Origin of the sequence: Niabella aurantiaca DSM 17617 (genome assembly GCF_000374125.1) — a bacterium.
GTDB lineage: Bacteria > Bacteroidota > Bacteroidia > Chitinophagales > Chitinophagaceae > Niabella > Niabella aurantiaca.
Genome location: NZ_KB893625.1, coordinates 1066937 through 1079455, shown reverse-complemented (window position 1 = coordinate 1079455; position 12519 = coordinate 1066937). Strand labels below are relative to the sequence as shown.

The following is a 12519-nucleotide window of genomic DNA, read 5'->3' as shown; positions in this document are numbered from 1 at the left end:
GATCATGGCTGTTCAAAACTTCGATCACCACGTACGCTATTATGTGCCACATCACTTTATTTTTTACTCGGTATTGCTCTTGTTAGAGATCGCAGCGGTTTACCAGATCTTTCATGATCCTCCACTAAAGAGCGTCTGGATCTTTATGGCCATCCTGGTGCTGGTAATCACCTGGCTTTCCTATATGCTGCGCCAGCACTACGCGCTTACGCTTCAGAACCGCATCGTGGTGCTGGAGATGCGGCATCGGTATTTTTTCCTGACGGGAGAAAATTTTGAATCCCTGGAACGCCAATTATCCTTTTCCCAGATAGCGGCGCTGCGGTTTGCGTCGGATGAAGAGCTGCAACCCCTGATCGAAAGCACATTGAAAGAAGGACTGCCCTCCCTGGAAATCAAACAGCGGATCCGGAACTGGAAGGCGGATAATAGACGGGTATAGCCGTTCCTCTTCTGCTGCGAAGGCGCAAAGCAGGAGATTTATAGTGGCAACCAATGACCGCTAAAACGTTAACCAAAGAAGATGCATTTAGAATGCGGCTTAACGATTCTTACGGCCCCGATGGTTTTCAAAAAGACCCGTTCGCGATTTAAAACCTTTGTGTATCCGTGTATTCTTTGTATTTCGGGAGCTCTTTGGCAGCTGCAGTTACATTGCCCATACCTTATCGCCCTTCTTATAAGGATAAGCGCCATCATAGCGGCCCGGTGTTTCCACATAACGCAAGGCTTTCGTCATGCCGGTTTCCGAACTAAAATAGCCCCAAAGTGTCAGTTGCCGCATCATTATGAAATAGTGCGGCGGATAACGGGCTTTTAGATAACGGGCGCCGAAATCATTCCGGGCGGCCGCCGCTTTTACGGCTTCCTCCTGCTGTTGATCAAATACCTCCTTCGCTCTTTTATAGGCATCGGTGGCAGCAAAGGCCTTGGCCTCTGCGTACAGGGCGGTAAGAAATGCAGCCTTCTCCGTTTGCGGCAGGTTGCTGAATGTTGTTTTATATTGCTGCCGGCAGGCTTCCGTTAGTGTTGCAATGCCTTCTTTAAAGGTCTGCTGTTCCATTTCCGTATAACAATCCGTCACGATGGTTTGCATGAATGCGCTGATCCCGGCGGCTTTTGCACCTCCGGCACCGGGTGTGGCCGGGATAATGGCTTCACCGATCTCATCCAGCAGGGCAAGATCTTCTGCGGCAAACAGGTTGCTGCTTCCCGTTGTGCTTTTACAGCCTGCTAAAAACACTTCGGCACCTACCAGGGCGCCACCCAGTAAGACCGAAACGGATGCCAGCGCTTCTCTTCTGTTCATAATGTTTCATTTTTAGATGGGATCATCCTTTCTGATCGAATTATAGATTCTGTTTTTTCAGTTCATCAACGGCGTGATCCACGGCGCGGGCAGTAAATGCCATATAAGTAAGAGAAGGGTTTACACAACCCGCCGATGCCATAAACGAGCCGTCGGTCACAAACACATTAGGGGCGTCCCATACCTGGTTCCACCTGTTCAATACGGAGGTTTTGGGATCCAGCCCCATACGCGCTGTTCCCATTTCATGAATGCCCTGCCCCATGATGCCATCATTATCGAATCCGTACACATCTTTTATCCCTGCCTTTTCCAGCATTTCTTTACCATCGCTGATGATCTCTTTACGCATCTTTTGCTCATTCTCTTTCAGCTCGGCATCAATAGCCAGCACATTCAGGCCCCATTTATCTTTCCTGTTTTTATCCAGTGTTACCACATTGTCATGATAAGGCAGCACTTCTCCAAAACCACCCATCCATACATTCCAGGTTCCCGGCTCGGTAAGCGCTTCTTTCAATGCGGTACCCACCGCTATTTCTTCGGCGGCCCGGGTACCACGTCCCCGGCCGGCGCCTCCCTGGTATCCAAAGCCGCGGATATAGTCTCTTTTTTCGCCGTTCAGGTTCCGGTAACGGGGAATATAAACGCCATTGGGTCGGCGGCCATATGTATATTTATCCTCGTATCCTTCAGCCCGGCCGCCGGCGCCCGAACCCAGGTGGTGGTCCATCAGGTTGTGCCCCAGCTCACCGTTGCTGCTGCCGAGGCCACCCGGCCATATATCTGTGGCAGAATGCAGCAATACCCAGGTACTGTTGAGGGTAGAGGCATTCAGGAAAACGATCTTCGATCTGTATTCGTAGGTTTTGTTGGTCTCCGCATCAAGCACCTCCACTCCGGTTGCTTTTTTTTGATCTTTATCATACAGGATACGGGTTACAATGCTCCACGGACGCAAGGTCAGGTTGCCTGTTTTCAGGGCCGCAGGAAGCGTGGAAGACTGGGTGCTGAAATAGCCGCCGTACGGGCATCCGAGATCACATTTGTTCCGGTACTGGCATTTGGTGCGACCGGGCAGTGCTTCCGTAAGATGCGCACAACGACCAATGATCATGCGGCGCCGGTCATTGTAAGCTTCTTTGATACGGGCAGCCATATCTTTTTCAACGACATTCATTTCCATGGGCGGCAGAAACTGTCCGTCGGGCAACTGCGGCAGATGCTCCACGCTGCCGCTGACGCCGATGAACCGCTCCACATGATCGTACCAGGGAGCTATTTCGGAATACCGCACGGGCCAATCCACCGCTATACCGTCCCTGGCATTGGCCTCAAAGTCGATATCGCTCCATCGGTAGGTCTGCTTGCCCCATAGCAATGAGCGCCCTCCCACCTGGTAGCCGCGGAACCAGTTGAACTGTTTTATTTCGGTATAGGGCGTCTCCGTGTCATTGGCCCACCAATCCAGGTTGATCTCGTTAGGGCCAAATCCCCGGATGCGATTCGGATAAAGCTTTTTCTGCGCCAGGGTCATACTGCCGTGATGCGCAAACTCCCAAGGCCCTTTGCCGGCGTTTACATAATCGGTTACATGTTTTACGTCCTTGCCGCGCTCCAGCAACAACACTTTGAGTCCTTTTTCACAGAGCTCTTTGGCAGCCCATCCGCCGCTGATACCTGAGCCGATCACAATTGCATCGTAGTTATTATCCGCCATGATTCCTGAAATTGGTTTTTAAAATATCGTTAAATAAGAATAACGCGCTTCACCGTTCTGCAAACAACCCGTCCTCGTTTTGAGGAATAAATATAGTTATTTTTTCAAAATAATGAAATCGATTACATTTTTAGGGCTGAATGCCATTTGTTTTAGGCTTCTCCAGAGAAGGGCTTACAGGATTTGCCTCGGTATCTATCTTTCAATTTTACCAAATAACAATACCTGAGGAAAAAAGCAGTTAAGAAGATCCGTTAAAGGAACCATATTCCCGACAAAGCTGACGGGATAACCGGCTTAATCAATTAAAATCCAGGCAGGAAGACGACTTATCTATGTATCTGCTCAAATCTGCAGAATTTGAAATGCATGCTATTTCCGGCGCAGCAGCTCTTTTTTGATCAGTCCCAGCTCCCGGCCGGTCTGCCCTTTTACGGAAGTGTTCTCCTGTGCGCGGCGCATCAGATAAGGGATCACATCATCAATCGGCCCAAACGGCAGGTATTTGCTTACGCTGCATCCGGCAGCTGCCAGGTTAAAGGTGATGTTATCACTCATTCCGTATAGCTGGCTGAAATGTACATGCGGGTGATCCGGGGGCAGCCCGTTCTCCTGCAAGAACGCTACCGCTTTAAGGTTGCTCCTTTCGTTATGCGTAGCCACCACAAGCGCAATCCGTTCCAGGTGTTCCAGGCTGAATTGCACGCCCGAGTCGTAGTCGCGGTCAGTGCTGGCCTTATCGGGTTGTATCGGTGAGGAATAACCCCTCTCCGTCGCGCGGGCCCGTTCCTTTTCCATATAGGCGCCGCGCACCAGCTTTACCGCAAGCACAAAATTCCGCTCTACGGCAGCTTCATGGCAGTCCTTCAAAAACTGCAGCCGGTCGTGCCGGTACAGTTGCACGGTGTTATAAATAATGGGGGTCATCTTATTAAAAGTATCCATCATTAAAATGGTCAGCGCATCCACCGGATCCTGTATCCAGGTTTCTTCTGCGTCGATTAATACACCGATCTTTTTCTCAGCGGCCCGTTCACAAATGCGCAGCAGCCTGGTGCGCACCCGGTGCCATTCTTCTTTTTCAGCAGTATCCAGCTGATCGATCACCTGCAGGTACCGTTTGATGAGGGTTCCGGTGACCGCGGTCATCAGCCGGTCGATCTTTTCTAGCAAAGAGAACCGCGAAAACCCCGTCACCTTGACACTCATAAAAGGTATATTGGATTGGGTAGCCGCATAGTCAATTACCCGGATGAACTCCCCGGCAGCGTGATCGTATTCCTTTTCCGAATCTTCCCCACCCTCTACACCATAATCGAGGATCACCTGTACGTTATAGCGTCCTAACCGGGCAGCAACCTTTGCGGTTTCTTCCAGCGTTTCACCACCCACAAACTGTTTAAAGATCGTGCTCCGTATCAGCCCTTTGATGGGTAGTTTATTTTTAATGGCCCAGGGAGTAAGCCGGGTACCCAGTTTTACCAGCGCGGGTTGTCCCATCATGGAGAACAACAGCCTTGCCTGCCTTAACTCACCGTCCGATTTGTATTTAAATGCGAATTCCGTATTATCGAATGATACCGGTAATTTTTCTTCTTGCATATAACCTATTAAAATATCCGGCAAAGGTAAGGCCGCCGTCTTTTGTATTTTCAAAAAAAAAGACCGGGTGCAACCGTTTGAGCAGGAAGGAACGTAATATCCACCGCCCCTCCGATACCGGACATAAAACACCGCCGATCCGCTGATTATTTTTAATTTCAACGATACCGCAGCTACTATGACACAGATCTGCGCATCAGCGGCTCTTCCTGCCATTTGCGCCGGGTTTTCTAAATTAGCCGTATCCTCCTACTTTTGCAAAAAATCTGAAATGGCAAAAAATCCTGCAGACAGCCTGATCGTGATGACGGAGCTGGTATTGCCCAATGATACCAATACTTTTGGGAACCTGATGGGGGGGCGCCTGATGTACTGGATGGATATTGCCGCTGCGTTATCCGCGCAAAAGCACGCCAACCTTCCCGTGGTAACGGCATCCGTAGATAATATCTCTTTTGAGAACCCCATCAGGCTGGGGAACTCGGTGCATATTGAGGCAAAAGTCACCCGTGCGTTTCACTCTTCGATAGAAGTCCATATGGTGGTACACGGAGAAGACCTGGTGAACCGCTACCGGTATAAAAGCAATGAGGCCTATTATACGTTTGTAGGCCTCGATCCCCACGGGAAGCCGGCCCCTGTACCGGCACTGGAACCGGTGACCGAAAAGGAGGTCCTGCTTTTTGAAGGTGCGCTCCGCCGCCGGCAGCTACGGCTCATCCTGGGTGGCAAAATGAAGCCGATCGATGCCGCAGAACTGCGGGCCCTGTTCCAGATGTAGGATTACGCCCCTCCCCTGGCGGATATCCATTCCACATAAGCATTCAGAAAATCTTCCAGGAATTTTTCCAGGCGCTTCCTGTCTTCCGATGAAGGATCGCCGAAGCAGGCCGTGATATTGCTCAGATAGGCTCCCGGCTGCTGCATCACAGGCACGTTTAAAAATACCATGGCCTGCCGCAGGTGGTGGTTTGCGGCTGTAAGAGGCGGCCCGCAGGCTTCCTACCAGCAGTCCTATTTTTTTATTGGTCATTATAAACGATTGGGTTAAAAATAAACGACCCGCCCCAGAAAACAAAGCGCTGCCCGTTAACCACAAAGCCCGAAGAGAATCCGCAAAGGGCGCTACGAAGGCTGCTAAATAACTCCACAAATCATACGGTTAAATGGCACCAGTAAAATTTCAATTCCAAACACGTGGTTTCCACGCTCAAATGTTTATATTAGCCCTCTAAAAAAGCAATACATGAAGCTTGCGATCATTAACGGGCCAAATCTCAATTTACTGGGAAAGCGGGAGCCGGGCATCTATGGCGATGCCAGTTTTGAATCATTTTTCGAGCAGCTCCGGGCAAAGTTCCCCGAAGTCCATTTTGATTATTTTCAAAGTAATATTGAGGGCGAGCTGGTCGGTGCGCTGCAACAATACGGGTTTGAAACGGACGGCATTATTTTAAACCCTGCCGCCTATACCCATACGTCCGTAGCCATCGGCGATGCCATCGCATCGATAAAAACGCCTGTTGTAGAAGTGCATATCAGCAACGTGCATGCCCGTGAAGAGTTCCGGAAGCTCTCTCATGTAAGCGCAAAGGCCGCCGGAAGCATCATTGGCCTCGGGCTAAAAGGATATGAGCTGGCGGTACACTATTTACTGGATGCCAAAAAATAAACCATTTCTATGAACGTTCAAAAACAGGCTTCTGTTTTCAGCCTGACCGTTGTCGTAGCCGCGCTGGGCTATTTCGTTGACATCTACGACCTCCTGATCTTCGGGATCATCCGCATTCCCAGCCTGAAAGAACTGGGATTGACCCCGGAGGAGATCACCACCCAGGGAGAATGGATCCTCTCCGCACAGATGGCCGGGTTGCTGATCGGCGGCATCCTCTGGGGCATCTGGGGCGATAAAAAAGGAAGGGTAAAAGTATTATTCGGTTCCATTCTGATTTATTCCATTGCCAATATTTGCAATGGTTTTGTTCAAAATGTAACGCAATATACCGCTATTCGTTTTTTTGCCGGTATCGGGCTGGCGGGTGAACTGGGCGCCGGCATTACCCTGGTGGCCGAGCTGCTTCCAAAAGAAAAACGGGGGATCGGCACTTCTATTGTTGCCGGTTTTGGTGTGCTCGGTGCTGCCATTGCCTTTTTGATAAAAGAAGAATTTCACTGGCGGACCTGCTATTTCATCGGCGGCGGGCTGGGCATCCTGTTATTGTTGCTCCGGATCTCAGTGCTGGAATCGGGGCTTTACGACCGGATACGCAAAAGCGATGTAAAAAAGGGACAGTTCTCCATGCTGATCAACACAAAAGAACGGTTCAGCAAATACGTCAAGAGTATTGTAATCGGGCTGCCCACCTGGCTGGTGATCGGTATCCTGGTGACCTTCAGCAGCGAATTCGGCAAACAATTTGGCATTGCGGAAGATATTGATCCGGGCCGGTCGATCATGTACGCCTATATCGGGCTGGCGATCGGCGACATCATGATCGGGCTGGTAAGCCAATGGCTGAAAAGCCGCAAAAAAGCGCTGTATATCTTTTATGCGTTAACCCTTATCTCCATCCTGCTGTATTTTACCACCCAATGGAACGGGTCTTCCGGGTGGATGTACACCCTTTGCTTTTTCCTGGGCTTCAGCATCGGCTTCTGGGCTATTTTTGTTACGGTGGGAGCCGAACAGTTCGGTACCAACCTCAGGGCTACGGCAGCCACTACCATTCCCAATTTTGTGCGCGGATTACTTCCGCTGATCCTGCTGCTTTTTAAAGAAATACGCGGCATTGGTAATATAGGCTACGTAAACGGCGCCATCATCACCATTGTGATCGTGATGGCCATTTCCACCATTGCGGTACTGACCCTGCCGGAAACATTTCATAAGGACCTGAATTATGAGGAAGTTTGAGGTTTCAGGTTTACTGCCAGATCCGGTTTATAGCCGGGGAGCGATTCAGGATACTGGATATTAGATATTGGATACTTGATTTTTGACTCCTGTAATTGAGAGATGAATTTCTACCGGAGCGTACATTATCAATCCATAAAAGGTCATTCATTCTCAAATTCTCAAATTTTCAAATCCATCTCCCAATACCACAATCTGATCCCGGTAGCTTACATTTGCGGGAGATTTTAATTCAAAAATAAATTTGATCATGCGCACGGCAGACTGGATCCTGATTTTTCAGCAAAGCATTACCGATTATCATAAAACGGACGACGTGGATACCCCCGTTAACAACCCATACGCCAAGGGCACCCTGGAGTCTTTGATGTATGAAAAGAACTGGATCGACACCGTACAATGGCACCTGGAGGACATCATCCGCGATCCGCAGATCGACCCCGTAAATGCACTTGAAATTAAACGGCGCATCGATCGCTCCAACCAGCACCGCACGGATATGGTGGAATACATCGACAGCTGGTTCCTGCAGCAATACCGCGACACAATACCTGCCGGCGATGCATCCTTCAATACCGAAAGCCCGGCATGGGCCATCGACCGCCTGTCCATCCTGGAGCTAAAGATCTATCATATGCACCTGGAAGCCGCGCGCGAAGAGGCTTCCGCCGCACACCGGGAGGCCTGCACCGCCAAACTGAGCATATTGCTGACCCAGCGGGAAGACCTTTCAACCGCCATCGACCAGCTGCTCAGCGATATCGTCACAGGAAAAAAATACATGAAAGTGTACCGGCAGATGAAGATGTACAACGACGAAAGCCTGAACCCGGTACTCTATCAGCAAAAAAAATAATGGCCCCGGCTCCCAAACATATACTGGCTTTACGGTTCTCTGCACTGGGCGATGTTGCCATGACGGTTCCGGTCCTGAAACTGTTGCTACAGCAGCATCCTCAACTACAGGTCACCCTGGTATCGGTGCCTTTCCACAAACCACTTTTTGAGCATATCGACCGGCTTCACTTTTACGGCGCCGATATCCGGGAGCAATACAAAGGGATCAGCGGACTGCTAACGCTGGCCCGTCAATTAAAGAAGGAGATCCCGTTCGATGCGGTTGCAGACCTGCACGATGTGCTGCGCACAAAGATCATCCGCAACTTTTTGGGGGCCATCCCCGTAGCGGTCATCGATAAAGGACGGAGAGAAAAAAAAGAGCTGACCCGGCCCCGCAATAAAAAGCTGCGCCCGCTGAAGACCACGTTTCAACGGTATGCGGATGTATTTGCAAAGCTGGGAGTGACGACAGATATCAGTCATCAGCAATCAGCAATCAGCAGTCAGCCGTCAGACCCGGTAGCAAACGAGGTCGGCAATATTCCGTTCCGGATCGGCATCGCGCCTTTTGCAAAACATGCCGCTAAGATGTACCCACTGCAGAAAATGGAGCAGGTGGTACGCCTGCTGCAAGGCAATGAAGCCCATACTCTTTATCTGTTGGGCAGCAGGGCCGAAGCTCCGGTACTGGAGCAATGGGCAACCGGACACCAGAACATCCAGGTGATCGCCGGCCGCTATCCGTTTGCAGAAGAGCTGCAACTGATCGCCCGGATGGACGTTATGCTGACCATGGATTCTGCCAATATGCACCTGGCATCCCTTTACGGGGTTCCGGTCGTTTCCGTTTGGGGCGGTACCCATCCCTGGCTGGGTTTTTACGGATGGGGCCAGGACCCCGACAATGCTGTTCAAACAGATCTGCCCTGCCGTCCGTCCTCAGTCTTTGGAAATAAGTCCTGTCCTGTACACGGAGCTGCCGGTTGCATGCAGGAAATAACCCCCGGCCAGATAGCGGAGAAGGTTATGAAAATTTTCACAAAAAAAAACTAATTAATCCCTATCTTTTCACAAATATTCCGGGCCTTATGCGTGTTTTTTCTATTGGCGCTCTTGTTTATCTCTGCACAATACTGCTCACTTCCTGCACAGATAAAAGCAAACTCCTTGATGTAAAACCGGATGCTGATGGCACAGAATTGCAGCGGATCGCTGACTCTGTCTATTTGTTCTCAAGAGAGATCTACTACTGGAACGAGATCAGGAGCACCACCTACGGGTCCTTCAACCCAAGGCAATACGTAAAGACAACAGCCCTGGAAACCGCCGAGGCCGCTATTGAAGCCGTACGGAATACCAATTCCTACGATCAGGATAAGGAGTACAGCTATGCTACCGACTACTATGACAGCGAAGCAGGCAGCCAGGCGACCCAACCGGAAAACAGCTATGGATTCTTTATAAAATCGGGCTGGAAAGCACGTATTCCCAAATATACCGCTTTCGAATATGACCCCGACTTTGCCGGATGGTTTGTCACCTATGTATTTCCCGATTCTGATGCCGGGAAAAAAGGCGTGCAGCGGGGCTGGAAAATGGTGAAGGTTGGAACCGAAATACTAAAATATGACAACGGTTCCATCGGCACTTTGAACGACATGTTCTATAGCCAAACAAAAAAGTCTGCAAATGTGACCTTTGAAAAGCCCGGCGGCGGAGAAGTGACGCTCGATTTATCGATCGGCTCCTTTACACCCGCATCTGTGCTCTACTCAACAGTGTTGCAGTCCCCCGGCGGTACCAAGGCCGGATACCTGGTCTATAAGTTCTTTGACCGGCTGGAAGATTCCCGTGCGGCGCTTGAAACGGCGCTTGGCACCTTTAACGATGCCGGTGTAAAAAATATCATCCTTGACCTGAGATATAACAACGGAGGCTTTACCCGTACCCAGGATTTCATGGCCAATAGCCTGGCGCCTGCTACGGTAAGCAATGGCAAAAAAATGTACACCTATTACTATAACCAGAACCTGCAGGCCGGGAACTATACGTTAATGCGCACAAGACATTCCTACAGCGCCACCTACTACAAGCCCGAATCCAATACCATAACGTTCAATAAAACCAATGTAATAACAGGATTTCCCATCAATCCGGCCAAGCTGTTCGTCATTGTAAGCGAGCAGACAGCATCCTCTGCCGAACTGCTGATCAACGATCTGAAACCCTATTTTAATGGAAACATAAAGCTGATCGGGGACCAAAACACTTTTGGCAAGCCGGTAGGGTTCTTTCCGGTCGACCTGTTCAAAAAAGTTACTTTCTGGGCTGTTTCCTTTATGACAAAAAACAGTGTTGATCAGCAGGTTCCTTTTGAGGGCTTTACGCCCGACTACAGGGTGTACGACGGGGTAGACAAATCCTGGGGCGATGTTACGGAAGATTGCACAAAAGCAGCTTTATATCTTATTGATGGACTTCCCATACCAAAAGCAGCAACAGCAAACACACGGGCACGTGCCCTCAGCTCAATACCAAAAGTGCAACTCCGGCCGCAGTATTATAATAACATGCTCCGGGAATAGGCGCTATTTCTTCCGGCAAAAAAGAAAACAACATTTTCTTTTCTTCTTTTTCTTTGCATCCGTCGCTGATGACTGGCTCCCCTCCGGTGCAGCTTCAATTTTTTTGATCTGCTTCCTGTTCCGGGTATTATCCGGATGGTCTTTGCGGCTTTCTTCCTGTTCTATTAAAAAATCCCGGGCCGATTTTGAAGAATCGTCTTTTGACTGTCCCAGTGCTGTAAGGGAACACAGGGTAAACAAGACTCCGGCTGCTGTAGCTTTTAACATGGTTCTTTTTTGTGAATGATGCAGGGAACGCCTGAATTACGCTTTTATTTTTGTTAAATCTGCTGCAATAGCCAGCCAGGCCATCATGCCCATGCCCAGTTCAATCGCATTTTCGTCGACGTTAAACGTAGGCGTATGTACGCCGGCAGTGATGCCCCGCTCTTCATTCATAACGCCCAGGCGATAAAAACAGCCGGGTATCTGCTGCGTATAATACCCAAAATCCTCCGCGCCCATACGGATCTCCGTTTCTTCTACCTGCTCTTCCCCTGCATATTTTTTTGCCAGCAGGGTTGCCTGCTGCGTCAGGGCTTCCTGGTTATAAACACTGGGATAACCGATATCAATATGCAGGTCCAGCTCCCCGCCCATCCCTTTTACCACACCTTCAGAAAAGCTCCGGATGATCTCGTGCGCTTCAAACCGCCATTCTTCGTTCATAGCGCGGAAAGTACCCTTCAACTTCACTTCATCCGGGATCACATTGGTAGTGGTGCCCCCGTTAATAGCCGTGATGGACAATACCGTCGGATTTTGCGGATTATTGCGCCGGCTGATCACCTGCTGCAATGCCACCACCACATGCGCGGCGATCAGGATCGGGTCTACACACAGGTTGGGCGCGGCCGCATGTCCTCCCTTCCCTTTAATGGTAAAATACAATTCGTCGGCACTGGCCATTACCTTCCCTTCACGGAAGCTAAGCTTTCCTACGCCAAGCCCGGGGTGCACATGCAAACCCAAAATGGCCGACGGCGCGGGGTTTTCCAGTACCCCCTCGTTGATCAGCAGGCTTGCCCCACCCGGGTTTTTTTCCTCACCCGGCTGAAAGACCAGTTTGACGGTACCCTCCCACTGATCCTTTGTGGCATTCAGGATCTTTGCCGCGCCCAGCAGGCAGGAAGTATGCACATCATGCCCGCAGGCATGCATCACCTGGTCATTTACGGACCGGTAGCTGACATCATTCAGTTCCTGGATGGGTAATGCATCCATATCCGCACGCAGCGCGATCACTCTTTTCTCCGGGTTTTTCCCTTTCAGCAATCCGACCACACCGGTTATTGCCTTTACTTCAAAAGGGATTCCCAAAGCGGTCAATTGCTTTTGAATATATTTTGAGGTCTCAAATTCCTGGTAACTCAGCTCGGGATGCGCATGCAGATAACGACGCACTTCGATCATTTCAGGTGCGTACTGCTTTGCCAATAATTGTATTTCATCAATCATCCGGCAAAAATAACTGATAATCCGGTCATTGGAAAAAATGTGCTGAAGCAGG

At 50.0% G+C, this 12519-nt stretch carries 13 protein-coding genes; 7 read left to right on the top strand and 6 right to left on the bottom strand.

All coding sequences use genetic code 11. The annotated features are described in order from the left end of the window. Positions 1-4: 4 nt before the first annotated feature. A complete protein-coding gene (locus tag B160_RS0104615; protein WP_018626706.1) occupies positions 5-442 on the top strand; it encodes a DUF6526 family protein in 438 nt (145 codons plus the stop codon). Positions 443-649: 207 nt separating this feature from the next. Here the strand turns inward: B160_RS0104615 and B160_RS0104610 are convergent, their stop codons facing one another. The 3 genes from B160_RS0104610 to B160_RS0104600 form a co-directional block, all read right to left on the bottom strand. Continuing rightward, complete coding sequence (locus B160_RS0104610) at positions 650-1309, bottom strand: gluconate 2-dehydrogenase subunit 3 family protein (protein WP_018626705.1); 660 nt, start codon at positions 1307-1309, stop codon at positions 650-652. A gap of 40 nt (positions 1310-1349) precedes the next feature. Continuing rightward, positions 1350-3029: a GMC oxidoreductase gene (locus tag B160_RS0104605; protein WP_018626704.1), complete on the bottom strand. Its 1680-nt coding sequence runs from the start codon at positions 3027-3029 to the stop codon at positions 1350-1352. Positions 3030-3401: 372 nt separating this feature from the next. Continuing rightward, positions 3402-4631 carry a proline dehydrogenase family protein gene (locus B160_RS0104600; RefSeq protein ID WP_026309523.1) on the bottom strand — a complete coding sequence of 410 codons (1230 nt, stop codon included), beginning with the start codon at positions 4629-4631 and terminating at the stop codon, positions 3402-3404. A 271-nt stretch (positions 4632-4902) separates the two neighbouring features. Here B160_RS0104600 and B160_RS0104595 point away from each other — a divergent pair, with 271 nt between their 5' ends. Further along, on the top strand, positions 4903-5412 hold the full coding sequence (locus tag B160_RS0104595; protein WP_018626702.1) for an acyl-CoA thioesterase: 510 nt from the start codon (positions 4903-4905) through the stop codon (positions 5410-5412). Between the two features lie 2 nt (positions 5413-5414). Here B160_RS0104595 and B160_RS31550 read toward each other — a convergent pair whose 3' ends face one another. Further along, positions 5415-5558 carry a hypothetical protein gene (locus B160_RS31550; protein WP_157557880.1) on the bottom strand — a complete coding sequence of 48 codons (144 nt, stop codon included), beginning with the start codon at positions 5556-5558 and terminating at the stop codon, positions 5415-5417. 319 nt (positions 5559-5877) lie between these two features. Here B160_RS31550 and aroQ point away from each other — a divergent pair, with 319 nt between their 5' ends. The 5 genes from aroQ (at position 5878) to B160_RS0104555 (ending at position 10970) form a co-directional block, all read left to right on the top strand. Beyond that, positions 5878-6303 (top strand): type II 3-dehydroquinate dehydratase, encoded by a 426-nt coding sequence (gene aroQ, locus B160_RS0104580; protein WP_018626699.1) that lies wholly within the window; start codon positions 5878-5880, stop codon positions 6301-6303. A 9-nt stretch (positions 6304-6312) separates the two neighbouring features. Further along, a complete protein-coding gene (locus B160_RS0104575; RefSeq protein WP_018626698.1) occupies positions 6313-7545 on the top strand; it encodes an MFS transporter in 1233 nt (410 codons plus the stop codon). 250 nt (positions 7546-7795) lie between these two features. Then, positions 7796-8401: a DUF4254 domain-containing protein gene (locus B160_RS0104565; RefSeq protein WP_018626696.1), complete on the top strand. Its 606-nt coding sequence runs from the start codon at positions 7796-7798 to the stop codon at positions 8399-8401. After that, a complete protein-coding gene (locus tag B160_RS0104560) occupies positions 8401-9438 on the top strand; it encodes a glycosyltransferase family 9 protein (protein WP_018626695.1) in 1038 nt (345 codons plus the stop codon). Before B160_RS0104565 ends, B160_RS0104560 begins: the two co-directional genes overlap by 1 nt. A gap of 35 nt (positions 9439-9473) precedes the next feature. After that, positions 9474-10970 (top strand): S41 family peptidase, encoded by a 1497-nt coding sequence (locus tag B160_RS0104555; RefSeq protein WP_018626694.1) that lies wholly within the window; start codon positions 9474-9476, stop codon positions 10968-10970. A gap of 3 nt (positions 10971-10973) precedes the next feature. Here B160_RS0104555 and B160_RS0104550 read toward each other — a convergent pair whose 3' ends face one another. Further along, positions 10974-11237, bottom strand: coding sequence for a hypothetical protein (locus B160_RS0104550; RefSeq protein ID WP_018626693.1), 264 nt, complete (start codon positions 11235-11237; stop codon positions 10974-10976). A 36-nt stretch (positions 11238-11273) separates the two neighbouring features. Then, complete coding sequence (locus tag B160_RS0104545; protein WP_026309522.1) at positions 11274-12467, bottom strand: M20 metallopeptidase family protein; 1194 nt, start codon at positions 12465-12467, stop codon at positions 11274-11276. Positions 12468-12519: the final 52 nt, after the last annotated feature.

Coding starts and splice junctions, on each gene's coding strand:
- B160_RS0104615 (WP_018626706.1), top strand. CDS start 5: ATGGCTGTTCAAAACTTCGATCACCACGTACGCTATTATGTGCCACAT.
- B160_RS0104610 (WP_018626705.1), bottom strand. CDS start 1,309: ATGAACAGAAGAGAAGCGCTGGCATCCGTTTCGGTCTTACTGGGTGGC.
- B160_RS0104605 (WP_018626704.1), bottom strand. CDS start 3,029: ATGGCGGATAATAACTACGATGCAATTGTGATCGGCTCAGGTATCAGC.
- B160_RS0104600 (WP_026309523.1), bottom strand. CDS start 4,631: ATGCAAGAAGAAAAATTACCGGTATCATTCGATAATACGGAATTCGCA.
- B160_RS0104595 (WP_018626702.1), top strand. CDS start 4,903: ATGGCAAAAAATCCTGCAGACAGCCTGATCGTGATGACGGAGCTGGTA.
- B160_RS31550 (WP_157557880.1), bottom strand. CDS start 5,558: ATGCAGCAGCCGGGAGCCTATCTGAGCAATATCACGGCCTGCTTCGGC.
- aroQ (WP_018626699.1), top strand. CDS start 5,878: ATGAAGCTTGCGATCATTAACGGGCCAAATCTCAATTTACTGGGAAAG.
- B160_RS0104575 (WP_018626698.1), top strand. CDS start 6,313: ATGAACGTTCAAAAACAGGCTTCTGTTTTCAGCCTGACCGTTGTCGTA.
- B160_RS0104565 (WP_018626696.1), top strand. CDS start 7,796: ATGCGCACGGCAGACTGGATCCTGATTTTTCAGCAAAGCATTACCGAT.
- B160_RS0104560 (WP_018626695.1), top strand. CDS start 8,401: ATGGCCCCGGCTCCCAAACATATACTGGCTTTACGGTTCTCTGCACTG.
- B160_RS0104555 (WP_018626694.1), top strand. CDS start 9,474: ATGCGTGTTTTTTCTATTGGCGCTCTTGTTTATCTCTGCACAATACTG.
- B160_RS0104550 (WP_018626693.1), bottom strand. CDS start 11,237: ATGTTAAAAGCTACAGCAGCCGGAGTCTTGTTTACCCTGTGTTCCCTT.
- B160_RS0104545 (WP_026309522.1), bottom strand. CDS start 12,467: ATGATTGATGAAATACAATTATTGGCAAAGCAGTACGCACCTGAAATG.